This is a genomic window from Cellulophaga sp. RHA_52 (assembly GCF_007827205.1).
Taxonomy (GTDB): domain Bacteria; phylum Bacteroidota; class Bacteroidia; order Flavobacteriales; family Flavobacteriaceae; genus Cellulophaga; species Cellulophaga lytica.
In genome coordinates, this window is record NZ_VIRZ01000001.1 from 1,287,620 (window position 1) to 1,313,999 (window position 26,380).

Sequence of the window (26,380 nt, forward strand, 5' to 3'; positions counted from 1 at the left end):
GTATTGTATAAATTAAGAATAGCAACTAATATGCCATTTTAATTATAAATAAAAAATTAAGAGTTTGACAACACAACCAGAACAAGTATTAGAAAATAATTTAATAAGCCAACTCGTTAGTTTAGGCCATAAATCAGTTGTTATAAAAACAGAAGATGATTTAATAAGCAATCTAAAAACGCAATTAGAAAAGCATAATAAAACAACCTTTACAGCATCAGAGTTTGAAAGAATAGTTATCCACTTATCTAAAGGTAACATTTTCGATAAAGCCAAAACCTTACGAGATAAATATGTGCTTCAAAAAGATAATGGAGATAAAGCATATATCGAGTTTATTAATCAAGATTTCTGGTGTCAAAATCAATTCCAAGTAACCAATCAGATTACAATTAACGGTAAACGTGAAAATCGTTACGATGTTACTATTCTTATTAATGGCTTACCATTGGTACAAATAGAATTAAAACGCAGAGGTATAGAGCTTAAAGAAGCCTTTAATCAAATTCAACGCTATCAAAAAGAATCGTTTGCTTTTAATAATGCACTATTCAATTATGTCCAGATTTTTGTTATTAGTAATGGTGTAGATACCAAGTATTATGCAAATAGCCAAAAACAGAGTTTTAAATTTACTTCCTTCTGGAGTGATGAAAAGAATAAAAAAATAACCCAATTAGAGCCTTTTGCTAATATCTTTTTAGAGCCTTGTCATATTGCTAAAATGATTACCAAATATATAGTGTTGCACGAAAGTGATAAGACACTTATGGTATTAAGACCTTATCAGTTTTTTGCAGTAGAATCAATAATCGATAGAATAAAGAATAGTGACAAAAATGGCTATATATGGCATACTACAGGTTCAGGTAAAACACTAACATCATTTAAAGCAAGTCAAATAATAACACAAAATCCTAAAATTAAAAAAGTAGTATTTGTAGTTGATAGGCAAGATTTAGACGACCAAACAGTTAGAGAATTTAGAGCATTTGATAAAGATAGTATTGATGGTACAGAAAATACCAAAATGCTAATCAGTCAATTTTTAGATAATAACAGACCTCTATTAGTTACTACTATTCAAAAGCTAAATAGTGCTATATCAAAGGCTAAATTTAGAAAGCAAATAGAAGTTTTAAAAGATGAAAAAATAGTATTCATTTTCGATGAATGTCACCGTTCACAATTTGGAGATACACATAAGCGTATTGTAAATTTCTTTACCAATCATCAATTATTTGGTTTTACAGGTACACCAATATTTGTTAAAAATGCTATTAGTAAAAAGAGTATAAAACAAACAACTGCAAATCTTTTTCACGAGTGTTTACATCAGTACGTAATTACAGATGCTATTAGAGATGAAAATGTATTAAAGTTTTCTATTGAATATTATAATGTGTTTAAGTCAAAAGAGGGGATTGATGATACAAAAGTAGAAGATATAAACAAGCAAGAAGTATATGCAAGTGATGATTATCTAAATATTATTGCCAACTACATAATAGCAAATCACAATCGTAAAACACATCACAGAACGTTTACAGCAATGTTTTGTGTAAGTAGTGTAGATATTCTAATAAAATATTATGAGCTTTTTAAAGCCAAAAAAGAAGCAGGAGAACATAACTTAAATATAGCAACTATATTTTCATATAATGTAAATGAAGAAGATAAAGATGCTAACGGTCAAATTCAAGAAGAAGATGTAAATGATGATAAACCTGTAAACAAGCATTCCAGAGATAAGTTAGACGAGTTTATTGCAGATTATAACAAACAATTTGGCTCTAAACATTCTACTAAAGATGGTAATGCATTTCTCAACTACAAAAAGGATATTTCAAAACGAGTTAAGAACAAACAGATTGATTTATTATTAGTAGTAAATATGTTCCTTACAGGTTTTGATAGTAAGTCTTTAAATACGCTTTATGTAGATAAAAATTTAAACTATCACGGTTTAATACAAGCTTATTCACGTACCAACAGAATATTAAACGAAAAAAAATCACAAGGTAATATTTTAGCGTTCCGTAATCTAAAGCAAAACACAGATGATGCTATTGCTTTATTTTCAGATAAAAATGCACAAGAGACCATTATAATAGCACCTTATGAAGAACAAGTAAAGAAATTTAATGAAGCTTATAAGGTATTAATGGGTATTGCACCAACGGTAGATAGTGTAAATGATTTGGTTACTGAAGAAGACGAATTAGAATTCGCAAAAGCCTTTAGAGAAATAATGCGACTTAAAAATATACTATCATCATTTATTGAATTTAGTTTTGATGATACCTATATGAAAGAGCAGGAGTTTGCAGATTACACAAGTAAATATTTAGACTTACACGATAAGATTAAAACGAATAATCAAAAAGAATCAGTATCTATTTTAGATGAAATTGATTTTGAATTAGAGTTAATACATCGTGATGAAATTAATGTAGCTTACATAATGCGATTATTAGCACAATTAAAAGAGGCTAAACCAAAAGACCAGGCAAAACAGAAAAAACAGATTATAGATTTAATTGCTGGAGAATCTGTATTAAGAAGCAAAAGAGTTTTAATAGAAAAGTTCATTCAAAATAATCTTCCAAAAATAAACGATAGTGAAACTATTGAAGATGAATTTAAAAACTATTGGCAAGAGGAAACTAAAAAAGCTTTACAAGAATTAAGTACAGCAGAAGACTTAAAACAAGATAAAGTAGAAGACATCATAAACGATTATTTGTTTACAGGCAGAATGGCAACCGAAGATGAGGTTATTGAAGCATTAGAAAAACAACCAAGTGTCTTACAACGTGAATCTATAAGCAACAGAATAACAGAAAAAATAAAAGACTTTGTAAAGACTTTTATTAACGGTGTAGAGTAAAATAAATTAAAACTATAAGTTATGAAAAAGTTTAAGGCAAATAAAGAATTAGCTTCTATTCTATTTAAACAAGGCTTCGTAGATACTACCTCTCAAAGAGATAAAATAAAAGGAAAGCAATCTTTTAAAATGTCAGTCAGAGCAAGAAAAAGTATTTATTTCGATTATGACACTATAAAAATAATTAAAGGATATCATATTACTGAAAGTACTATGTCATTAACCGAAGAGCAATTAAAAATTATTCTTCTTTATTTTAAATTACCAACTTCTGATTCAAATATTTTTGAATCTACTGATGGCTTTAAAATAAATTATGCTATTGATAAATTAAAATCACTTCAAAAAGAGTTGTTGCTATTATCTGATATTGAGAGTAAATCAAAGAAATTTAAAAAAAAATATCGTATTGCAGACCTATATAATTCCATTGTTTTCTAAATAATGTCCCCACAACACAAAACCCAGTTTTTTGCGGAAAAGCAAAAACCCTCTGTCTTTTGTGTTGTTCCGCTCGCCAACGCGCTTGTAGTTTTTGGTTGCCAACCCTCACACAGCACATTACTTGTTTTATTTAAACGTTTATATTTTAATAAATAGGTACAATAAAAAAGTAAAAAGCTGTTGCCAACGCTAACACCAAAAACTACCCAAAGCTATGTTTACATAATACAAGTTATAGTAGCAAACGGCACTTTTCAAAGGTTTGCTATCGCAGTGTTTATGCATTTTGTAGCTATAACTGGTATTATGTAAAATATCCGCTCTTCCAACGCTCAATTCCGAACATTAAACCACATTTTGAACAAATATTAAACATCTGCACATTTTAAGGATTACGTTAATTGTTAATAATATTCGTTATCTCATTCAAGCTGCACAAAACCATCGTTAAGTCCAAGTTTTCCTTACCTCAAGTCTTTGTTTGTTTCATTTCGTTAACAAATATCATAGTCCACTTTTCCCCACCACCCAAGTTAGCGGTTATAAAAAAATAGGTTTATAAAGTGTAGTAATACGCCATAGCACATTACTTTTTATCGTACCTCAAAAAAGCAATAAGCTATTGTCTAAAAGTCCTGTATAAGTAGCTTGTTTAAATGCTGTTTTATCAAACAACTATTTAAAACGCTACCCATACAAACGCTTCATCCAACGCTCAATACGGTACTAAAACCTATTTTTTTAAGTGTTAATTCCCCAGAAAAGTTATATTTAGAGTATGAAACAAATGATTGAAGATTTATTTGATTTATTCTTTCCTCACGATTTAGATGAAAACGGTAATAAAATCGAAAATCCTGAAGGTGATGATTCTTTCGGTACTAAACTTTTCGTTATTATTATGCTTGTTATAATTGTAGTATTGGCAGGTATAACATTAAATTAATAAAAGATAGCAAATATATGTGGCTTCCTACAGCCCACGCTTTAAGGCTATAAAGCTCAAGCCTACGGTTTTTTAAAAAACTTTTTATTACTACTTCAAAGCAACTTTTCGTTTTACTTATAGCTTTTTCCATTTAATTAAAATTCCTAAAAAACTTTTTTAAAAAAAGCTTGACAGCCTTACCCACGCCACAAAGCGGAAGGCTTTCTTTTTTTAATTTTTTTCTTTTTCATTTTCAAAAAAAATATGTGTGAGCGTAGCGAACTTTTAATTGGATAGCTATGTCTTATTTTGAAATGAAAACCCATCAAATCGGAAGAACCTACTCGGAACCTCATTTTTTTATCTTAAACAAAGGGCTTAACAGCGGAAAACCGCTCTCAAATCCTTGTCCTAACTGTTTTGTAGTAATCACAAAAACCGAAGCAGATAAAAACACGCTTTTTCATTTGTCTATGATGTTGCAAATTGGCGGTTTTTACGCTTATTATTTAAAAGGTAGTGTTATTCCGTTTATTTCTGTAGATGATTGCAGAAATACGCTTAAAAATGGCTTCAAATCCTCTCATAATGTCAGCGACCAGATACAAAGACACATAAAAGCGGTTGAGGTTATCAGTAAAAAGGAAAAAGAGCTACAAAATGTCATTGATAAAATAGCAGTTTTAAAGGTCGCATACATCCGTAATTGTTTCAAACTAATGCAAAGTAAAGAAGCCTAATGCAAAGGCGTCTAACAAGGCTAAAACAGTAACAAAATGGCATTATTTTCGTTATATTAATAGTGAAATAAAGGTTTTAAAGCTATATAAAGTCCGTACCAAATCCGAACGTGTATTAATTTAAAATTGTTTATAAAATGGGTAAAATAGCTCAAGGAATTTTAGGCGGATTATCTGGAAAAGTAGGTAACGTAATTGGTGGTAGTTGGAAAGGTATTGACTACATCAGAATTAAGCCATCAAGTGTGGCGAATCCTCGAACAGAGGGGCAAGTAAACCAACGTAATAAATTTACGGTTACATTGGAATATTTACAACCAAACAAAGAGTTTTTAAAAGTTGGTTACAAGTCTTTTGCGACAAAGAAAACCGAATTTAATGCTGCAATGTCTTATGTATTAAATAATGCAGTAGGAGGGATTGCACCTAACTTCACAATCGATTATTCTTTAGCTTTATTGAGTAGAGGTTCTTTATCTGGAGTGTTAAACGGAACTACTGACTTAACAACACCAGGACAAGTTGATTTTGGTTGGGGAGATAACTCGGCAGACGGTAACGCAAATGTAACGGATAAAGCGATGTTGTTAGTTTACAATCCAAGTAAAAAAGAATCTGTTTATATTTTAGATGGTGCAGACAGAACAGCAGGTTCTCAATCGGTAACAATTCCAAACACCTATGCAGGAGACACAGTAGAGCTATTTATGGCGTTTGTTTCTGCTGATGGTAGTCAAGTATCAAATAGTGTGTATTTAGGCTCTGGTACGGCTGCTTAATAACTTTAAGTTTAAATACATATTGAAAACCGTTTCTATTAATTTAGAAGCGGTTTTTTTATACTTTTAGATCACTTCTACTTATAGGTTAAAATGTTGTACCTATGTTGTACCTTTTTTTAATTTATCTTTTAAAACTCTTTATTTATAAGGGTTGTTTGAGTTAATTAATATAATACATTGTTACCCATAGGCATTTTTTAATTATTTCAGTTGGAAATGTATGTGGTCATCGTGTCTAACTGCTTGACATCCGTGAAATCGTACTTTTCCATTGTTCAAATTCAATCGAGTTTTTAAATGTGGCTCGATGAACAATTTACCAATATTTTTTTGTTTTAAAATCAATTCTGCTAATTGTCGAGTTCCTTTTTCGGATAACTCAATGTCTTTGTTTATTGTGCCTAAAGTCAGATATTTTGGAAAATCATATTGCCAATTTCCATTTTTCTTACAAACAGCGTTTTGGTCATATTCTTTTTCGGTCGGCATTTCATAAACACCATATCCGCTAACTGATGGTTTTTTATTAGTCAATTGTCCGTTGTCATTCTCGTAAATCAGAGAAACGTCAATTTTCTTTCCGTCGTTATGGCTCAAATGTGGCAGAAGTGGAAATTTGTCGATAAATGGGAAGTTAGCATCAAGGTAAACCATTTTTATTCCACTATTTCGTTTTTCAAATTCGGTTGCTATTTTTCCGATTGTTTGGTTCAATTCAGTTCTTACATAGTTTCTATTTGCAAGCTTGTAAAAAATAGAATGTGCTTTTAACAAATCCGTTTCCTTTATTTTTTCACGTCCGAAAATTGGTGCTACATTTGGAACGATTAAAAATGTTGCGAGTAAATATAGAACTGCGAAAATTCCAATCCGTTTCAATCGTTTCTTTTCCGCACTTTTCTTAATCAACAAAATTGCAATCAAATATATTATTCCACCTATTTGAGTTACAACAGTCAAAAAAGTGATAATTATTATGTGAAGCAGTATTTTCAATGGTTGGTTCAGCTTATGGGTAACTATATATAAACTCAATTAATTGCGTTTATTCCGCCAATAGCGGTAAATAAATGCACATTTAGCTTACTAGTTGGTTTTTATTGGTTGTTTAATTTTCCTACAATGTATAACTATTTTTTATACTACAATTAAAGAAATGTGTAATTGGTATATTTTTTTAGTATAAATGGTAATTATAAGCACAAAAAAAATCTAGAGAAACAAGCTCCCCTAGATTCTTAACTACTATAAAAATGTTTTAAATGTGTGTTACATATTGTATACGCCGCCATTTATGTCTAGTGTAGCGCCTGTGTTTATAAAATGTTTGGTTATAGCTTCTCCTATACCTTGTGCACCTGCAGTTGTAAGTATGTTTCTACTTGTATTTTTGGTTGTACGTATATTTAAATTAATATACTTTACCGCTTTCTTCAATAATTGTATGTAAAGAAGGACTGTTAAGCTTATGAAGATCTATATGGTTATTATCTAAAAAATTTGTTAAATGAGTTAGTACATCTGCTTGTAAAACACCTATTGCAGCGGTTTTGTTTTCCTCAATGGCTTTTTCTTTAGCACCTCCAAAAAACTGACTAAATTTTGAAGTTGGTACTATTTTACACGCCCTAAATTCTACAACTAGTTTAATTTCTTCTGGTTGTACACGTGTGCTTGGGTAAAGGTGCGGGTGAATATGAAGAATATCTTCTTTTTTATCATTTTTAAATGTAACCGAAAAATTCCAAGAATTGTCATCAACTATATCAGAATCGTTTTGGTTTTCTGGTGTAGCTTTGGTTAGTAAATTAAACCAGTTTATACTTTTGTATTGTTCTATTACCTCTTTGGTAGAAGAAACTGTAGTGTCTATTCTCTTTTCGTTAGACATATAATTTTCTAAAGAAATTATGTATTTTTCCATAGTAACTTACTTCATTTTTTATTAGTTAATGTACTAAATGATTATAGCTTTTATATTATTTCCCTATTACTAGTTTTCCTTGGTTAAACCAACAGTAATAGCCCATTTCCCATATTTTAAAGTATGGCTCAAAAACATCAAAATTTATTTTTTCTTTGTAAGACGGATATTGAAAATAATACGATAAGTTATAATCACAATTTATAGCGTAGTATGCCTCGCTTAACACTTCAATAGTTGCTTCGTAATCTGTATTGTCTATAAACCAATCAGAAATTGACTCATAAACTATAGCGTTGGTATCGTTTTTATTTGTTCTAACATCTAGATCTGAAATTTCTACAGTTTTAATTTGAGTCATAGTGTCTATAAACTCCTGGTCGGCTGTAATTTTAGAGAACAATGTTAAGTTTTCAATGTATTTTTCTCCATACAACAGTAATAACTCTTTGTTTTTTGTAGGAGCCGGACAAAAATACGCGGGAGTTTTTCCTTCTGCAGCTAATTCATTAAAGATGCCTTTAGTAGCGTTAAAAATTTGTAGCAATCGTTTGTGATAAAGGTTTCCTTCTTTAATAGGTTTAAACACCTTTTCAATATTAGTTCCGTTGGGCATAAATGCTTGGAAATACTCATAAAATTGATGTCTTAAATCATCAGACTCAACATCTAAATCTATAACTTCATCTATAATATCTCCTAAATACTTAGCGTATTCTCTTTTTGTCATTTTAAGGTAGTTTGTGTTGCATAAATTTTATATCTAATAAATTTACATCTACGCTATAATTTTTTATAAAATTAAATGAATTGCTGTGATTTTGTGCCAGTAAATGTTTTTTTGCCTAAAAACAGTTTATATCTGTAAGGTTTAATCTTACTTATTATAAAAAAAAGGTTTTGCTTGCTATACTCTCCGTTAGGAAAAATACAAACAAGCAAACCCCAGTTACTTTTATTATGCGCTAAGTAATACTACTTGCTTAGTTTTAGTTGGTTTTAGATTTTAAACGCTCAATTATTTGTAAGGCAACATCTTTAGATGATAAATAATTTTGTCCAGTTATTAAGTTTCCTTGTACTTCTACTTGAGACGTATTTCTTTTTGAAAACTGAAAAATACCGCCTCTTTCTTCTATGGTTTTTTGAATTAAAAAAGGCCAATGTTTAAAATATTCCGCATCTTTTTTCTCAAAAGAATCTGGATACCCATTAACAATTTTACCTTCATAAACATAGCGGCCATCTTTAGTTTTAAGGTTTACAATACCAGCTGTACCGTGGCAAACGGAAGATATAATTCCGTTATGCTCCTCGTAAATTTCCATAGCAATTTTTTGGATATCCTTGTTTTCTGGCACGCCATACATAGCACTACCACCACCAATATAGTGTACAGCTTTGTAATTTTTAGCAATAATTTCTATTGGTTTTTTAGTGTGTTTTAGTGCGTACATAAAGTCTTTGTTGTACACAAGGTTTTTTTGTAACGGGTCTGATGTGTCTATATACGTTAACGGAATGCTTCCGCCGTTAGGACTAACAAAATCTACAGTATAACCAGCATTTTTAAAAGTAGTATAGGCATTGGTTATTTCAGAAAAACTATTGCCTGTAGCAATATCAGAACCTCCATAAAATGATGCGTTAGATACTATAAATAAAATTTTATCTCCTTGTTGGTTGCTGTTTTCACTAGCTGCAGATTTGCTAATAATTTCCCATTGGTTTTTAATTTTTTTAAGGAGAAACATATCTATGTACCTAGAGTTGATCTCAGGAAAAAGAATTTCTGCCTTAGCGGTAGCTATACCTTCAAAATTATCTATAGATATTATGTTGCCAATTCTCCCATTAAATTCTCCTTGTTTTTTGTTTTTATACCAGCCAATATATTCTTTTGCAGGAACTACCCATAACGTTTTTTCTTTGTTTTCTAAATATAAATTGGCATTAGCATAAAATGCTTTTTCTATTAATTTTGGTTGGTTGTAAGATGTGCCGTTTATGTAATTTAAAATGGTGGTTTCTATTTTAGACCTGTCTGTTTGTGCAATAGTTATATTGCTTACTATTAAAAAACCAATGGTTAAAAAAAAATGTTTCATAAGTGCATTATTGTTTATAATTAATGCAGCAATAATAATAGCTATCTTCTTTTTGGTTGTTACAGATTTATACCATAAAACTCCTAAAGTATACATTAGGAATTTTGTAACACATTAATTTTTAGTGTATTTGGTTGGTGTTGTGTTGGTTACTTTTTTAAAGGCGGTGTAGAACGTGCTTTTAGAATTAAAGCCACTTTGCTCTGCAATTACCTCAATTTTTAAGTTTGTTTTAGATTTTAAAAGCTGTTTAGCTTCTTCAATTCTATACTCATTAATAAATTGTGTAAAGCTTTTGTTTAAATCGTTATTTAAAACTTGCGAAAGTAATTGTGGTCTAATATTTATTTTTTTGGCCAATATTGGTAACGTTAAATTTGGGTTTTTGTATAATTCTTCTTCTTTAAAAGCAAATTTTATTTTGTTTACAATTTGTTGCACTTCATCTTTTTGCAATTGTATAGCGCTGTATTTTTCTTTCTTTTCTGATGTAATAAAATCTTTTTTTCTTTTATAAAATAAAAGTAATCCAGACAAGTAAAAGGCAAACGTAAATGAAAAAGCACCCAAAATGTACGATGTGTAATTAGCGGTATAGTAAGCAATCCAAATAATAAAAACGCCAAAAAATACGCTTAGCATCCAAACATCATCATAGTTTAGTTTTTCTTTTTTGTTTGTTATTTTTTTAAAGGCACTTTTTAATAAAAAAGCAGAAACTACTATATATGCCAACCATTGATAGTTAATTACGGTATAAAAATAAGTAGTCCAAACCTTTACGTTAGTAGTATAAGGGTATAGCAAGCCCACACCAAAAATAAGTAGTATTAAAAGCGATATTTGAAAAACTAATGATGTACTATACTGCTTGTAGGCAGTTGTTTTAGATTTAATATAAAAATATAAAAAGGGCCCTATAAGAAAACAGGCCGATAGGCCAATTTGCAAGTAATTTTTAGATAAATCTGGATTGTAATAAAAGAATAAAGATTTCCAAACTCTAATACTTAAAGCAGCTAATAACAAGCCCAAAAAGTAATTAGAATTATTTATTGGTTTACAAAAAAATAAAAAATATAGACTTAAAACTAAGCTATTAAAAGCCCCCAGTGCACTAAAGAAAAATATTAAATTATTATCTAAGTTCAATTTATTGTTCTGGTTTTACAACAAGTAAATATAACATTCTGTTTTAACTTTTTTAGCTGTTGGCACTAAATTTTATACTTGGCGCGTAGCAAATGTCTTTATAACTAAATATTAATTTTCTAAATAAAATTTAAATCTTCCGGATGCTAAAACTAGTTCGTTATCAGTTAATTTTAAAATATTTAATTCTTTTTTCTCTTTTTTAGTATAGATGCTTATGGTACTATCATTAATATGCCATGTACCTTGCATACTAGATCCCATTTGTGTTATTAATTTAACCTTATTTTGGGGCAGAAAGTTGTAACACATTTTAGAGTTTATATCAATCTTTATAGGAACGTACTTATTTAAAGTTAAGGGTGTCATTTTTTCCATTTTTTGTACTCTCCAATTTTTGGTAATTTTTTCTTCCAATTTGTTGGTACAAGAATAAAATAGAGTAATACTAGTTACAGTAAGTATTTTTAATATATTTCTCATTTAGTTTATTTACTAATGGCTCTTGTTAGATTATATTAATTGCAAGGTTCTTGTAATTGGTTTGTTACGCCGTTTATGCACCTAATTTAGCAAATATAAACCGAATAGAAATTTGCTAGTCCACAAGCTTCGGGATTTGTAAGTATACAGGAATAAGCAATTGCCCATAGCCATTATAACCAGTTATTTTTAATAGCCAACAGCCCTTCCTCCTTTGTTTAATTTACGAACTGTTGAGCCGTGTAAATTGCCAGCATCATCTCTCTTAATTCCTATCCAATACCCTGGCATAGTGGTATTATGTTCAAAACCACCATCACTAAGTTCATTTGCTTTATCAATGACGTTTAGTTTAAACTCTGTTGAATCAATAGTACGTGGAAATCCATTTTGTGGTTTTGCGAAATTAACAAATCCTAAATTGGGTATTTCTATTGCTTCTTGCGGTGTCATTTGATAATCCATTACTGCTAATAAACTGGTAATGGTTTTGGCATGAAGTCCAGCTCCTATTGAGGCAAATCCTAATATTGGTTTGCCATCTTTGAATATAATTCCTGGATTAGTTGGGTCAGGTAATCTTTTACCAGCCCCAGCTTTTGCTACTTCTTGTTGTTGAAAAGAAGCAGGGTCGGGTATAGAAACACCGTCAATAAAAATTCCTGTTCCTCCCCAACTAACTGCATTAATACTATGTGTCATAGCACAGATGTTTCCTTTTTCGTCTATAACAACAACAGCGTCAGAGTGTTTAGGTGTGTTTTTTGTTTCTGGTGATGCTCCAAATAATTGTCCTTGTTTAATAATTTCGTAAATAACTGTAGCATTTTCTTTTTTCAATCTACCTTCTGATGAAATATCAAGATTGGGGATAGCATTAAGTGCGTTTTTTACATACGGAAAAAGTTCACCGAATTTGATAATATCAGATAACTCTTTGAGCACTTTAGGGTCTTCGTAATATCTTGGTTTTTTAGAAAATTGAGCTTTTTCTATTAAGTTTAGCGCTTCAATAGTATTTACTCCTCCAACAGCTGGAAGACCGTGAACAAATAATTCATGATTGTTGTAGTTCTGATTAAGTGGTTCGTTCCATTCTACTTGATAATTTTTCATATCATCTAGTGTTAGTTTTCCTCCTTCAGATTGTACCACACTTACCATTTTTTTTGCCCAATGGCCATTATACATATAATTGCTACCTAATTTTACAACCTTTTTTAGAGTTTTAGCCAACTCTGGCTGGGTAAAAGTATCGCCTATTTTGTAAAATGTTCCGTCACTTTTAGTAAACACAGCTTTTGTTTCTGGTAATCTTGATAGAATTTCCTTACGGTAATTAAACTGTTTTTGTAGACCTGAATTCCATTCGATTCCATTTTCTGCAAGACCAATAGCGTTTTCAAAAATATAAGCAAAAGGTAGGTTGCCAAATTTTTGGTGTGCGGATTCAACTCCAGCCATAAATCCGGGAACTAATACCGAGCGTCCATCTGAACTGGGCGCCTTTTTGGTTAAATCAAGACTAACACTACCAGGAATACTTAATGGGTCTTTTTCGTTTTTAACGGTGTTAAAAGAGGCATTCATATTATAAACTTTTCCTGTTTCACTGTCGTAATAGACGATATTCATAAGTCCTGCATAACTTACCCAAGAACCAGCAGCAAGCGTTATTTGTGATAGCGCTGTGCTCAAGGCTGCATCCATAGCACTACCGCCTTTTTTTAATATTGTAACACCTCCGTTTAATGCTTCTGCACCTGTAGTGCCACAAACCATTGCTTTATTAGACGGAATTGCTTTTTTTTCTGTTTTCACCACTTTGTTTTTTGAAGAACAACAGCACATTAAAAAAAATGTTGATAAAATGATAACGTATTTCATATTTTTAAATATTAATTTTAATTAGTGGTATCTAATTCATACCTTTTTAGGAACATTTCTTTGGTAGTTTTATAGAAATAATCTCCTACCTCTTGCGTGTGTATGCAGTAAGACATTTCAGCACCCATAAGTGTGGTATTAAATAAAATTAATTCACTCTCTGCATTTTCTACATTTCTACTTTCATAAATTGAATGCAAACACGCAAGCATTTTTTTGTAAACCTCATTATTTTCTAAATTCAGTTTAGATATAAAATTTGGTTCGTTTAGCATAATACTGAAATACAGTTTATATTGTGACTTTTGCTTGTCTAGTCCAGTTTTTGAGAGTTCAAAAATCTTTTCAATACACTTCTTTAATGGCAAATTCTTCAGGTCAAGTGCAATCATTAATTCCCACTTAGGAATTAACCAATCAAGCATTATTTCACTTATTAGGCCTTCCATATTTTTATAATGGAAAAATAGCAAGCCCTTAGAAACCTTTGCTTCATTTACAATCATATCTGCAGTAACTGATTTATAACCGTATTGTTGAAATAGGGCTATGGCACACTTTTTTATATTCTCTTTTTTAGACATTTAGTACTATTTAAACAAAATGACTGACTAGTTAGTCAGTTTGCAAAACTATATATTTTATACATCATTACCAAATAGAAATTTGCTAGTCCAGATATTTTAGAGTTCTTAAGCAGAGATATACAAAACTCTTCTATGGTAAAATCAGGACTAATATATGATGATTCTTACAGAAGCACTCTAGCTAAAAATTAATGAGTTTTTACTTGGTTTTTACCATAGTTCTTTGTTGTGCGTTCGTATTTTATTTTTCAGAACATTTTCTCAAATGATTTTCCGTTTAATCTATAAACTCTTCCATTCGCCATTCCAAAAAGTAAATTATTACTATTGTCATTATAGATAGTCCAAATCATTGATTTAGATAATGCGCTATCAATGGTAAAGTTTGTCAAAGTCTTGCCGTCATATTTCCAAGCTCCTGAATCCCTATCTCCAAACCAAATGTTTCCTTCTGAATCTTCTTCAATAGCAAAAACTGATTGTAATCCTGTATTTTTATCTAATTGTTGTGATTTAATGTTCGCTTCAAACTCATTCAATGGTATTAATTTTCCTTGTTCTTTTGAGAAATGGGTTATTCTTTCTCCATTTATTAGAATTAAGCCAATTCCATTGTTTCCTATCCAAATTCTTCCTTTTGAATCTGCTAAGACACTTCTTATGTGTATTAACTCATCATTTTTTAGGTTTAACTTTTTTCCTTCATAAATATCTACCTTTTTACCGTCATAGCTAAATAGTGCAGAGTAGGTTGCAATCCATAACTTTTCGTTTTTGTCTTTTGATATGCCTGTTACGCCAAAAGAGTTGTTAGGATTAATGTTTTTTGGTTTCGGAAATATCAGGTAATACATTTCCTTTCCGTCAAAACGATTGATACCATCTTCTTCACCTGCATAAAACCATAAGTTTCCTTTTGTTAAATTCCAATCTAGTTCTGGATTGCCAATTTCAGTTGGGTAATTTGTAATTTTTAGCCCATCATAACTACACACTCCATTAGCAGTTACAATCCAAATTATTCCATTTTCATCTTCTTGAATAGAACGGATTTGATTGTTTGGTAGCCCGTCATTTGTTGTTATATATTTAAACAATTTCCCATCATAAACACTTACACCTTCGTTATGACTACCAAGCCAATAATTGCCTTTACTGTCTTGTAAAATAGCACGGATTCCAGAGGTTAATTTTAAGGTGTCATTTTCTGAAATCCTTACAAATTCAGAATTATCAGTTTCCTTATCTGATTTCTTATTTTCAGCACAAGAAAGGTTCAGAGTCAATATAAATAGTAAATAAATTAATTCTATTTTTATGTTCATTCGGGTTTTTCTTACAAGACGAACAACGTTAAGTATAAGAAACGTAGGGCAGTTAAAAAGCACTTTAGTTTCGATTTATTACTTAGCTAAATATAAATATTTTGCTTTTATATTTTGTTCTATAAACGCTAAATTTTATATATAGCGGACTTTATTAATATGCACAGACCTTTCGGTTAAGCACAAACGCCCTATGTTTTTTATACCGTGTTGTACAGCGTTTTTTTATTCGATTGGTATATTCAAATCAACTATAAATTTATTCTCGGGATGTTCCCTGTAATCATTGTGATAAATTTCAAATGGATTTTCAGGACTCTTTTTATATCCATTCTCATTCATCCAAATAAAAAGACTAGTCCAAGATTTTTCAAATTCATTTGGTGTGATTTCAAAACGCCCCACAATACATTTTCCTTTATCAATCGTCAATTTATTAATCTCGCCTTCTGTTTCAAAAGGTTCATTAGTTGTCAAAAAGATACTCATACGAACCTTATCAGACGCAGTAACCTTGAAACTGTCATAGAAAATTCTACCCATTTTAGTTTCTGAATTTTTTAATAAACCTTTTGGTATTGCCCACTTTGTAAGTTTTTCAAAAGCGTTTTCAATTCCGTTTATTCCAACGTGAGTTACTCCCGCAAGAGTCAATTCAGGTGTTTCTTTAATTTCAATTTTTGCATTCATTTCTGTCCATTTTTTTAGATTATCAATGATGCAAATGTATTTTTCATATTCAGGATATTCTTGTCCGTTCTTGCTTTTTAGTTGACGAATCTTGCTATGTCTATTTGGGTTTTCTTTTATAAATCCGGTTGGACTTATTCCAAAATATTTTTTAAAAGTTCTTGAATATGATGAATTATCACTAAAACCGTATTTGTGCGCTATTTCTGTTGTCGTGATGTTTTTATGCAGTAAATCCAAAGCTGATTTTTCAATTCTTCGTCTTGTCACATATTCATTTAGCGTTTCTTCAGTAACAAATTTGAAAACTCTATGGAAATGAAATGGTGAGAAAAAAGCAACTTCAGAAACAGTGTTCAAAGATAGATCCGATTCCAAGTTTTGGTCAATAAATTCAAAAACTCGGTTAATTCTATTTTTGTAATCGGTTTCTATTTCTTTATCGAAAATTTTCATCTGTGTTCAAATGCTGTACGTCTAGGCTAAGCGTAGTGCGGTAGTAAGGAAACTTTTCGTTTCCGTCTGCGCACGAAGCTAAAGCTTATTGTTTGGTTTTATTTTTTTATTCTAAAGCTAAATCCATAAGATTTAGCGACTTTATAAATATAAACAGACCTTTCGATTTAGCCCTAAAGTCCGCATTACGTTTAGATATTGTTAGCATTAGTTTTATTTACGAGTTGCCGAAATCTTTCATCATTTTTCAGTACTTTATTTAAACGAGTTTCAAGTACTTCACTTCTCCTTTCACTTAAGATATCTCTTAATAAAAAATGCACCGAAATAGAGCCACTATATTTTGTAAAAATACAAGGGAGGTTATAATAAATATTCGATTTATCACGAGCATAAATCCCCCATTTCGATTCAGGAATTATGCCAATAAAACTTTCTCCGATATACGATGCGATTGCATCAAGGGCAAGATTGTTTTTTTGATTTTTTAAATCCACTTCACTATATTTTGAAAGGATATATTTTTCTAATTCAGAAAGTGACTTTATTGAATAGTCTAGTTTGATTTTCATATCACTCACATCGACAGTTTTTTTCCAATTATCAATTCTTGTGAATGTATTTTTCTTCCAGATTTCGAAAGTCTCTTCCTTCTGATTCATTCTAGTAGAGTTTATTTAAATTAATGCTAACTATATATAAACTCAATTAATTGCGTTTATTCCGCCAATATGGGTGAGTAAACGCACATTTAGCTTACTAGTTTATTTTTTGTTGTTTAATTTTCCTACAATGTAAAACTATTTTTTTGCTTTACAAACAGTAGTATTACCGTACAACTAGTTTTCCTAGGTTAAACCAACAGTAATATCTCATTTCCCATATTTTAAAGTATGGTTCAAAAACATAAAACTATTACTAATCCAGAAATATTAAAACCCGTATATTTTATTTATTTAAGTATGTTGTATACTTTTTTAAACTAATTAATATGTACACCTTTTAATTCAGTTGGTGGTGGTGGGGCAGGTATATCTAAGTGGCTAAAATCTTCAAACAATATATTGTAATTAAAAAGAGTTGTATCTTTTTTAAATCTGGTAACAATTTGTTTTAGCACTTCTTTAGTTTTGGCTATTGGGTAGTTATCCTGTATGTGTAAATGTATTAGGGCTGGTTTAAGAGTGTCTGTATTGTAGTAATAATTGTGATCTTTAGCCTTTATTTTTAAAATTTCTGAATCTAGGTTTTTAATATGTACCAGTTTACTTAAATCTCCCGATATATTTTTTAAGGAATCGTTTTTTACAATAAGTACATTTCTTCTAAAATAGCAATTAATTTGGTCATTTGTGGGGCAATTAGCCAAACCTGTAAGTTTAAAAACAGTGTCGTTATCTTTAAAATTTAAACCAATAATTTTTTTTGAGCAAGACAGTTTTTTCATCTCGTTTAAAAGAGCACTAAAATTTTTAAAAGAGTCTATTTCTATGATTTTAAAATTTGCTTTATTAAAATTATCTAAATAATCGTTAGATGTTATTTCTGTTGTAACTATGGCAAGTTTAGATTTTTTGTCGGTACCCAAACCACAGCCACATATTAAAAAGACCAAAACTATTATGCATAACCAATTTTTCATAAACATAAATTATAGCAATATTAACTAACTTTACTTTAGTAGTTTGACATCTAATTTAGTACTTTAAATTTTAAAGTAGCTTTAATACTACAAAAACACACAAGCCTTTTAGGCTACCATTAATTTTGGTTTACTAAATTGCTTAGCAATTGTAGGTATACACGTAGTGGCTAAAACCTAGCTGTAGGCATTATTTAATGTTGGCCAAAGACTTTTCATAATTGTCTAGTCCTATTTTTTTAATAAAACTCAAAGCCAAACGATAAAGCAATAGAACCATTTTTAGTTTTGTAATTGTATGAAGATTCTATATCTTTTTCTTCATACACATTTTGTAATGATTGGCTATACTCTAAACCAACTGTGAATTTATTTTTATTAATTTCTTTAAAAACATAGCTAAACCCAACCATAGAGTTTATTATAAAGGGTTTTGCATAATCAAATTCTTGAACTTCAAAGCTTTCATCTACATTTACAAGAACGCCTCCACTTGAAGATCCCGGAATGTAACTATTATATCTAATATCAGACATAATATTAAACCCACCAGATAAACCTGCATTAAAATAAATAGGCATCTGCTCAAAATTTTTAGACTTAAAAAGCTTTTTAAGGTTAATATTTGCCTTTATAGGAATTTCAATATAATCTAACCTAAACCTAGTTTTATCATACCCACTATCAGAACCATTTTGGTCTATTATTATCACACTACTATTAGGTCTTCTATATTCAGTTCCTTTACCAACATAACTTAAGCCAGACTCTAACCTTAAATAGTCATTTATTTTGTAAAAAGTACTTAAATCTAATTTTGCAGAAACTCTTGCAGAATTTGAATATCCTAAAGATTCATTGTACCCTAATTCACTTACAGGAGTATTAAAAAAACTAATATTAGCTCCTAAACCTACTCCAAACGATAGTTTGGGTTTGTTAGATTGTGAATAAGATAATGATGTAATTAAAAATGAAAGTAATATTATTTTTTTCATAGTATTTTATAGTATGGTTTTAATGGTTGTTAAGGTTATTTATGGCAACTGGCTTTTATTCTAAATGCTGTTGTAATTCCGTTTTATATTTTAATAATTCTGTTTCTACTTTGTTGACTATTTCTTGTACTTTACCCCATTCTTTATCTAAAACCTTCATTACTTCACTTTCGTCTGCTCCAATAAAATCTTCAACATCAAATTTCCAAGTATGAATAAAATGTACCAGCCATTTATTTCCTCTTGGTTTTTTTGCTCCTTCTATGTTACTCATTGCTTTCTTAAAAATATCGTGAATTTCTGGGGCGCCTGGTGAAACAACAGTTTTAAAAACAACTTTTTTTTTGCCCCAGAAATAGTCAATTTCAAAAAGAAAATTCTCATTTAAAGGCCAACCTTTCCCTTTTTTTGGAATTATATTGTCAAGTTCCGAAGTCAGAAATCGAGCGAAACCTTTATGTTTTGAACCCATTACCCAACCACTATTCTCAATTTTTTTAACAAAAACAGGATAAAGTTCAGATGCTATATCTGACTTATGTTCAAAAACAAAATCAATAAGTTCACGATGGTTTTTATATATTTTATCTGCAAGTTCGTTTAACTCATCGTTTTTCATAAGTTCTCGTTTTATTGTTGTTAAATAGTCCAAAATATATTGATTCACTCCATTGTTTAAAGAGTTTCCGTGAATTTTTAATATTCTGTCAAATTGTTCTATAATTTCTTGATAGGAATATGGCGCATAATACTCCCTTTCTGTTTTGTCTGTTGGTAATTCCCCAATTGGCGTTAAATAAACAAAAACTTTCTTTTTAGGCTTAAAATTAGAGTTTACAATTTCTCTGTACTTTGTAAGTTGGTTAGAATGGTCTTTACTATCAATTTTGTTTTCTATACAAATTACCAAAGAATCAAAAATCAATAGTAGGTCAATATTTTTCCATTCTCTTCTTATCTCTACGTTGTTAAAATTTAGCTCTTCAATTTCAAATTCATCAAGCTCGGTTGCTACATCAGAAGTTGAAATTCCACGTAAGAATTTGGTCAAAAATAATTTCCCAAGTCCGTGATTTCCATTGGGGTTAAGCAACCAGGCTAAAAAATTTGAATGTCGAATTTCAGTTCTTGCAACACCTAAAATTTGGAAAATATTAGGCGTTTTTAATTGAAGTTCTAGTTTGTCAAAATCAATATCGTTTATCAGCTCTCTGTATTTCTCTCTTACGTTTATTTCGGTCACGGTTGTTTTTTTAAATTGTAGGCAACGGTTTAGTTATGAGTAGTTGCGTGTAAATAATCGCTAACTTTTCGGGTTAACACAGACCTATTTTATTTTTACTTACTTTCGTTTTAGCGAATAAACCGCTATTACTTATACACATTATTGTAGGCCGTTTTTATTTTCTTTTCAAAGTCTTTATTGAATTTCTCTATTGCTGCGGTGTTTTCAGTCTTCCAATAACTGAATAGTTTTCTACCATTAATTCCCCAAAATTCTATTTGTGTTTTCCACCACTTTTTCATTACATCTCGATTTCCTATTTCGTTTAGGTCTCTAAAACAAACTTGTTTAGTATAACCACCAACACTTCCCCAAAAAGGGTGTGCAGGATCTAATCCTTTTAAGTATCTAAACATAATTTTCTCTGGGCTATCCTCTCCAGGTAAAGTAATTACATTTCTTGGGTTTGGTTTTACAACGGATGGTTGTTTATCTCCGTCAAGTACAATAACACTTCTTTTAAAAGCTGGTATTTTTTTATTTGCAAGTGTAAGTAATAATTCAGCTCCAAAATTTTCTGGAATAATCTTAATTTTTTTCTTTATTGCTGGTGTTAAAATTGATTTTAACAATTGTTCAGCTTCCTTATCTTCAAGATAAACTTCAATTTTAATATCTTTTACTTTGTCTATTAAAACTTCTGCTTTTAAATCAGCAATTATTTCTTTTAAGTTACTTTCTTCTGCTTTTTTGATTGGGCCATTTGCTTTGTGTAAATAGCAAACTTTAGATTGATGTTTGTATTTAGAAGTCAGTAAAATTTCTAAAATTTCAATTGAATGAGTTGTAAATACACATTGTAAATCTAATTTAGAAGAAGCCTTAAATAAAAATTCAATTAATTTTTCTTGCGCAGCTGGAAACATACTCGCATCTAGTTCATCAATCAGTAGAATTCCACCATTATAATTTTCTCCGAGTTCTTGTTTTAGTCTTTGAAATGAGATTATTGCAGTTACAATTTGTCCAATATTATCCTGTCCTGCTGAATTCCCAAGTGCATCATATTTGTCAGATTTAGCAGCCAAGAAATGCTTATTAGATGTCTTTACTTCATCACTCGTAATTTCATCTTGCATTAACAAAATTTCATTATGAGATTTTCTATAAAACTCTAATTCCTCATTACTAAGAGAATGAGCATTCAAATCCACCTTTCTTTCTTGAGCCAAAGGTATAAGTCTTTTTAAACCAAGGAATAGAACAGGAAAATCAATTTTTCCACCTTCTTTAGTACTTTGACCAACTCTTAGTCTTAAACTTTCAGGTTTGTTTTTTTCTTTTCTAGCATATGACATTACTTGTGTCGAAGTATTGTCAGAAAAATTAACTTCATACAAGTGTTCTTTTGGTTTGTCAAATTCTGGAAATGAAAATTTAAAAATTTCTGAATAATCCGTTTCAAATCTTTTATTGTCAAAAGTTTTGAAATTGGTTTTTTCTCTACAAACGTGACCAAGTAAACCGAGAACGGTTGATTTTCCTGTTCCGTTTTGACCTGCAATTGCTGTTAATCTATTTCCTAAGACAAAATTTATATCGTTTAAGTGTCTAAATTTTGTTATTTGAAGATTGGTAATATTCATTCAATATCGTTTTCTTAAATGGCCTACCGGTTTAGGCTATGAGTAGTTGCGTGGGTTAGCACTAAACGTTGCAAGTATACACCAAACTGAAAATCCGCGAGGATTTTTAGAAGTAGGCGAGAACAAGCAATTACTTATAGCCATTGTTAGGCAAAGTTATTTTAATATTTCAATACATTTTTCAAGAATTTTTCTTGTACTTCTGTAATTGAAACTATGATTTTTAAATGTCAAATATCCTCTCTTAAGGATGTTTTCCATTTCTATTATTTGCGTTTTGCAATCCATTAAGTATTTATTCATCTCCAAAGTGAATTGCAAATTATATGGTCTTCTATTTAAAGCAAGAGTCGGTTCAATTAGCATATCGTAAGTTGTTTTGTAGTGAACTCTTTCGGTTTCGTCCAAGGCTAACCAAGCTCTCCAAATATTTTCAGTTTCTATCATATAATCATCGATTGGGCTTCTCCCAGCTATTAAAGGAAGATTATGTTGTAAATCAAATTTCAAAGCGTCAATCATTTCGTTGAAGTTAGATATTGACTCTTTATATTTAACGTGGTGATTATTAAAGTCCGTTATAAAATTTTCTATGTCAGGTCGAATAAATCCCTCAAAATATTTAATGTTGTCAAGGTTTGAATATATTTTGTGGAAAGTTCTTTTTTTAACAGATTGGTCACAACAACTCCAATTTATATAACTCTCAAAAGCTTGAAATACTTGATGAAATTCAAATTCAAATACTGTGTGTAAATAATTTATTCTTGTGAAACTCAAAGTCCAATGGCCTCTATGTTCCGTTGTAAAAGTTGGATAAAACCTTTTGGTTTGTTCTTCTTTAATTTTACAAACTCGAATGATTTCTTTTATCATTACTCGGAAGATTTCACGAAGGTCTTTTCTTTGTCGATATGATTTTATCCGATTATATACAAAACTTATAAGTCCGCCAGTGATGAAAACAAGTAGTGTAATTAAAATTGGTGCAGAAACCTCATTCTCAATTCCAAATAGTTCATTAATAAATTCGAGAATGTTCATTTCGTTTTAGTTGGTTTTAATTTTGCCTAACTATATATAAACTCAATTTATTGTGTTTATTCCGCCAATAGGAGTAAATAAACGCACATTTAGCTTAGCAGTTGTTTTTTTTGGTTGTTTAATTTTCCTACAATGTAAAACTATTTTTTATACTACAATTACGGAAATGTGTAATTGGTATATTTTTTAGTATGGTTGGTTGTCTTTTACATGCGTTATGCACTAAATTTTTACTACTACTTTTTTTTGTTAATTTTTTTATGCGCCAACTATAAATACATCCACTAATAAAATCCTATTTTTACGCCTTGTTATGAAAGTTTGTATTGCAGAAAAACCAAGTGTTGCCCGTGAAATTGCTACTGTATTAGGTGCTAATACAAAGCATGATGGGTATTTTATGGGTAATGGCTATGCAGTAACCTATACTTTTGGCCATTTATGCACACTTTGTGAGCCTAACGACTATAAACCACACTGGAAAAGTTGGGACCTTAACAACTTGCCAATGCTACCCAATAAGTTTAAAACCAAAGTAGTACAAGAGTCTGGCATACAAAAACAGTTTAAAATTGTAAAAAAATTATTTGACCAAGCTACTGTAGTAATTAACTGTGGTGATGCTGGGCAAGAAGGAGAACTTATACAGCGTTGGGTTATAGACCAAGCAGCGTACAAAGGAGAGGTGCAACGCTTATGGATATCGTCTTTAACAACAGAGGCAATAAAGGAAGGGTTTCAAAAACTACAACCTGCTACCAAATATGACAATTTATACTACGCAGGTTTTTCTAGAGCCATAGGAGATTGGCTTTTGGGTATTAATGCTACACGTTTGTACACTGTAAAACACGGTGGTTACAAGCAAATGTTATCTGTAGGGCGTGTGCAAACACCTACTTTAGCTATGATTGTGAATAGGTACCACGAAATAGAAAATTTTAAGCCACAACCGTATTGGGAGCTACAAACATTGTACAGAGACACACTGTTTAATTGCGAAAAAGGAAGGTTTTTAAAGAAAGAAGAAGGAGAGGCTTTTGCTGCTAAAGTAAAAGAAAACGATTTTGAAATTGTGTCTACCACCAAAAAAAAGGGCAAGGAATATGCGCCTAAGTTGTTTGACCTTACTGGCTTGCAGGTATATTGCAATACAAAATTTGGTTTTTCTGCAGACGAAACCTTAAAAATAGTACAAAAATTATACGAGCAAAAAGTGGTAACCTACCCAAGGGTAGATACTACCTTTTTACCTAATGATATTTACCCAAAAGTAGCCGGAATTTTACAAAAGTTAACCAATTACCAAAACCTTACGCAAGTTGTTTTGGCGGGTAAAATTAGAAAATCTGCCAAGGTTTTTAACGATAAAAAAGTAACAGACCACCACGCTATTATACCTACTGGTGTGCAAATAAATTTACAGCACAACCAACAGTTGGTGTATGATATTATTACCAAACGTTTTATTGCTGTTTTTTATCCAGATTGTGAGGTGGCCAATACAACGGTATTAGGTAAAACAGACACAGTGCCTTTTAAAACAACTGGTAAAGAAATTTTAAAAAAGGGCTGGCGTGTTGTTTTTGAAAATCCGGATGCTAAAAATAAGCCAGAAAAAGGCATTTTACCATCTTTTGAAAAAGGAGAAAAAGGACCACATGAACCTTCGTTTTTAGAAAAAGAAACCAAACCACCAAAGCAATACACAGAGGCTAGTTTGCTACGTGCTATGGAAACCGCAGGCAAGCAGGTAGATGATGATGAAATGCGAGAGTTAATGAAGGAAAACGGTATAGGAAGACCGTCTACCAGAGCAAACATTATAGAAACACTTTTTAGACGCAAATACATAGAGCGTAAAAAAAAGCAATTGCTACCAACCCAAACAGGCATACAACTTATAGGCATTATAAAAAATAAATTGTTAACCTCTGCCGAGCTTACGGGTATGTGGGAAAAACAATTAAAACAAATTGAAAGCGGAAATTTTCATGCAGGTGTTTTTATCAACAACATGAAAAAAATGATTGACGATTTGGTGTATGAAGTCCGTATTGAACAAAAACACATTAAAATTTCGCATGCAGCCACAGAAAAAGCTGCAAAACCTGTAAAAGAAAAGAAAATTACCTCTGTACAAGGTAAAACGTGCCCTAAATGCAAACAAGGTGTGTTGTTAAAGGGCAAAACTGCTTACGGTTGTAGCGCCTATAAAACAGGGTGTAAAATGGTATTGCCTTTTGTGTATATGGATAAAAAAATATCTGAAAAACAGTATTTACGATTGTTAGATAAAGGTTGTACTGTTAACCTAAAAGGTTTTAAAACCGAGCACGGAACCAAAGAAGGTTTGTTGCGTTTTAATGATGATTTTGAGTTGGTGTTAGAAGAAAAAAAAGTAGCACCAAAACAAAAACAAACTACAGTTACAGATCCAATGCCGTGTCCGCAATGCAAAACAGGAACTGTACTAAAAGGTAAAACAGCCTATGGTTGTAGTGCGTACAAAACGGGTTGTAACTTTAAGTATCCTTTTAGTGTTTTAAGAGAAAAAGCAGCAGGCAAAGCCCTAACCAAAGAGTTGGTGTATGCATTATTATCTAAAAAGTAATGCTTTTTTAAGCATTATGAATAGTAGTTGCTGTAAGCTTGTATTTTTTCATTAAAAACAAGCCGTAAATAAAGCAAGGCAAAGCTAATACTGTAATAAGTGCAGCAGTCTCTAAGGACATTAATTCGCTAATTTTTTCTTTAATAGGCATACCTACCACATCTAAATCTGCTACAAAATCTATTATTGCGTGTACTATAATTAAGGGGTATAATCTTTTTGTTATCACAAGTAAAAAACCAAACATTATCCCAATAAAAGTAGCGTAAATAAGCTGTGCTAACTCGCCATAAATTCCGGTATCAAAATTTAATAAATGTATAGCACCAAAAAATAAGGCGGCTAAAAACACAGAAATAATAGTGTTTTTACGGCTGTTGCCTAAGTAATTTATAAGGTGCGACTGTAAAAAGCCTCTAATGCTTAACTCTTCTGCAAACCCTATAGATATGGAGTAAAATAAAAATAAGAAAACGTTAGGCAACAATGTTTGTATGTCTACAACATCTATAATTAATACATTTAATAACACTAAATACAAAAGAGGAAATAACAGCAGATACCATTTGTTTACGTTCCCTTTTTGGAGTCCTGCTAATTTACCGAGCTTATTTTTTTGAATAAAAAAGTACGAAACAACAATTAAAATTAAATTGGCACAAATATTTAAAAGTGTGTGTATAGCATAGGATTCAATATTTTTTTGAATAAAAAGGTATGATAAGGACTCCCTTGCAATTAAAATTAAAAGTAAAGCCGTAACAAAAAGTAAAAGCTGATTCCAGAACTGTTTTTTGGTCATAATTTTGGTCTTA

24 protein-coding genes are annotated in these 26,380 nt (G+C 30.7%); 6 read left to right on the top strand and 18 right to left on the bottom strand.

Features of this window, described 5'->3' with window-relative positions; genetic code table 11:
* Positions 1-64: 64 nt before the first annotated feature.
* The 5 genes from JM80_RS05675 (at position 65) to JM80_RS05690 (ending at position 5,781) form a co-directional block, all read left to right on the top strand.
* Positions 65-2,890 (top strand): type I restriction endonuclease subunit R, encoded by a 2,826-nt coding sequence (locus tag JM80_RS05675; RefSeq protein ID WP_144709441.1) that lies wholly within the window; start codon positions 65-67, stop codon positions 2,888-2,890.
* A gap of 21 nt (positions 2,891-2,911) precedes the next feature.
* Complete coding sequence (locus JM80_RS05680; protein ID WP_144709442.1) at positions 2,912-3,331, top strand: hypothetical protein; 420 nt, start codon at positions 2,912-2,914, stop codon at positions 3,329-3,331.
* A gap of 790 nt (positions 3,332-4,121) precedes the next feature.
* The gene (locus tag JM80_RS16415) at positions 4,122-4,280 is read left to right on the top strand and encodes a hypothetical protein (protein ID WP_186439753.1); all 159 of its coding nucleotides are present in this window, start codon (positions 4,122-4,124) and stop codon (positions 4,278-4,280) included.
* Between the two features lie 281 nt (positions 4,281-4,561).
* Positions 4,562-5,002, top strand: coding sequence for a hypothetical protein (locus JM80_RS05685; protein WP_144709443.1), 441 nt, complete (start codon positions 4,562-4,564; stop codon positions 5,000-5,002).
* Between the two features lie 137 nt (positions 5,003-5,139).
* Positions 5,140-5,781 carry a DUF6266 family protein gene (locus JM80_RS05690; RefSeq protein ID WP_144709444.1) on the top strand — a complete coding sequence of 214 codons (642 nt, stop codon included), beginning with the start codon at positions 5,140-5,142 and terminating at the stop codon, positions 5,779-5,781.
* Positions 5,782-5,985: 204 nt separating this feature from the next.
* On the opposite strand, the gene JM80_RS05695 is transcribed toward JM80_RS05690, so the two are convergent.
* From JM80_RS05695 to JM80_RS05775, 17 genes are all read right to left on the bottom strand, one after another.
* Positions 5,986-6,780, bottom strand: a complete 795-nt coding sequence (locus tag JM80_RS05695) for a hypothetical protein (RefSeq protein ID WP_186439754.1) — start codon at positions 6,778-6,780, stop codon at positions 5,986-5,988.
* Positions 6,781-7,053: 273 nt separating this feature from the next.
* Positions 7,054-7,221, bottom strand: coding sequence for a hypothetical protein (locus tag JM80_RS05700; protein WP_186439755.1), 168 nt, complete (start codon positions 7,219-7,221; stop codon positions 7,054-7,056).
* Entirely contained in the window at positions 7,196-7,708 is a 513-nt protein-coding gene (locus tag JM80_RS05705) for a hypothetical protein (protein WP_144709445.1), read from the bottom strand. The genes JM80_RS05700 and JM80_RS05705 overlap by 26 nt, the downstream gene beginning before the upstream one ends.
* Before the next feature lie 55 nt (positions 7,709-7,763).
* Complete coding sequence (locus tag JM80_RS05710) at positions 7,764-8,438, bottom strand: hypothetical protein (protein ID WP_051456091.1); 675 nt, start codon at positions 8,436-8,438, stop codon at positions 7,764-7,766.
* Positions 8,439-8,697: 259 nt separating this feature from the next.
* Positions 8,698-9,912: a nuclear transport factor 2 family protein gene (locus JM80_RS05715; protein ID WP_255436679.1), complete on the bottom strand. Its 1,215-nt coding sequence runs from the start codon at positions 9,910-9,912 to the stop codon at positions 8,698-8,700.
* 18 nt (positions 9,913-9,930) lie between these two features.
* Complete coding sequence (locus JM80_RS05720) at positions 9,931-10,851, bottom strand: AraC family transcriptional regulator (protein WP_144709446.1); 921 nt, start codon at positions 10,849-10,851, stop codon at positions 9,931-9,933.
* Positions 10,852-11,079: 228 nt separating this feature from the next.
* Positions 11,080-11,451, bottom strand: coding sequence for a lipocalin family protein (locus JM80_RS05725; RefSeq protein ID WP_038505142.1), 372 nt, complete (start codon positions 11,449-11,451; stop codon positions 11,080-11,082).
* 189 nt (positions 11,452-11,640) lie between these two features.
* Positions 11,641-13,338 (bottom strand): gamma-glutamyltransferase, encoded by a 1,698-nt coding sequence (locus JM80_RS05730; RefSeq protein WP_144709447.1) that lies wholly within the window; start codon positions 13,336-13,338, stop codon positions 11,641-11,643.
* Between the two features lie 17 nt (positions 13,339-13,355).
* On the bottom strand, positions 13,356-13,922 hold the full coding sequence (locus tag JM80_RS05735) for a TetR/AcrR family transcriptional regulator (RefSeq protein ID WP_034645822.1): 567 nt from the start codon (positions 13,920-13,922) through the stop codon (positions 13,356-13,358).
* A gap of 251 nt (positions 13,923-14,173) precedes the next feature.
* Positions 14,174-15,250: a two-component regulator propeller domain-containing protein gene (locus JM80_RS05740; RefSeq protein ID WP_144709448.1), complete on the bottom strand. Its 1,077-nt coding sequence runs from the start codon at positions 15,248-15,250 to the stop codon at positions 14,174-14,176.
* Positions 15,251-15,475: 225 nt separating this feature from the next.
* Positions 15,476-16,396 (bottom strand): GyrI-like domain-containing protein, encoded by a 921-nt coding sequence (locus JM80_RS05745; RefSeq protein ID WP_255436680.1) that lies wholly within the window; start codon positions 16,394-16,396, stop codon positions 15,476-15,478.
* Between the two features lie 191 nt (positions 16,397-16,587).
* Complete coding sequence (locus tag JM80_RS05750; RefSeq protein WP_144709449.1) at positions 16,588-17,058, bottom strand: hypothetical protein; 471 nt, start codon at positions 17,056-17,058, stop codon at positions 16,588-16,590.
* Positions 17,059-17,378: 320 nt separating this feature from the next.
* Positions 17,379-18,038, bottom strand: a complete 660-nt coding sequence (locus tag JM80_RS05755; RefSeq protein WP_144709450.1) for a hypothetical protein — start codon at positions 18,036-18,038, stop codon at positions 17,379-17,381.
* Positions 18,039-18,277: 239 nt separating this feature from the next.
* Positions 18,278-19,036 carry a porin family protein gene (locus tag JM80_RS05760; protein ID WP_144709451.1) on the bottom strand — a complete coding sequence of 253 codons (759 nt, stop codon included), beginning with the start codon at positions 19,034-19,036 and terminating at the stop codon, positions 18,278-18,280.
* A gap of 55 nt (positions 19,037-19,091) precedes the next feature.
* Positions 19,092-20,279 carry a PD-(D/E)XK nuclease family protein gene (locus JM80_RS05765; RefSeq protein ID WP_089118316.1) on the bottom strand — a complete coding sequence of 396 codons (1,188 nt, stop codon included), beginning with the start codon at positions 20,277-20,279 and terminating at the stop codon, positions 19,092-19,094.
* A gap of 128 nt (positions 20,280-20,407) precedes the next feature.
* Positions 20,408-21,907: an AAA family ATPase gene (locus tag JM80_RS05770; RefSeq protein ID WP_144709452.1), complete on the bottom strand. Its 1,500-nt coding sequence runs from the start codon at positions 21,905-21,907 to the stop codon at positions 20,408-20,410.
* Positions 21,908-22,063: 156 nt separating this feature from the next.
* Entirely contained in the window at positions 22,064-22,951 is an 888-nt protein-coding gene (locus JM80_RS05775) for a hypothetical protein (RefSeq protein WP_144709453.1), read from the bottom strand.
* A gap of 313 nt (positions 22,952-23,264) precedes the next feature.
* On the opposite strand from JM80_RS05775, the gene JM80_RS05780 reads away from it, so the two are divergent.
* Complete coding sequence (locus tag JM80_RS05780) at positions 23,265-25,565, top strand: DNA topoisomerase 3 (RefSeq protein ID WP_034645991.1); 2,301 nt, start codon at positions 23,265-23,267, stop codon at positions 25,563-25,565.
* A 7-nt stretch (positions 25,566-25,572) separates the two neighbouring features.
* Here JM80_RS05780 and JM80_RS05785 read toward each other — a convergent pair whose 3' ends face one another.
* Positions 25,573-26,367 (bottom strand): CPBP family intramembrane glutamic endopeptidase, encoded by a 795-nt coding sequence (locus tag JM80_RS05785; RefSeq protein ID WP_144709454.1) that lies wholly within the window; start codon positions 26,365-26,367, stop codon positions 25,573-25,575.
* Between the last annotated feature and the right edge of the window lie 13 nt (positions 26,368-26,380).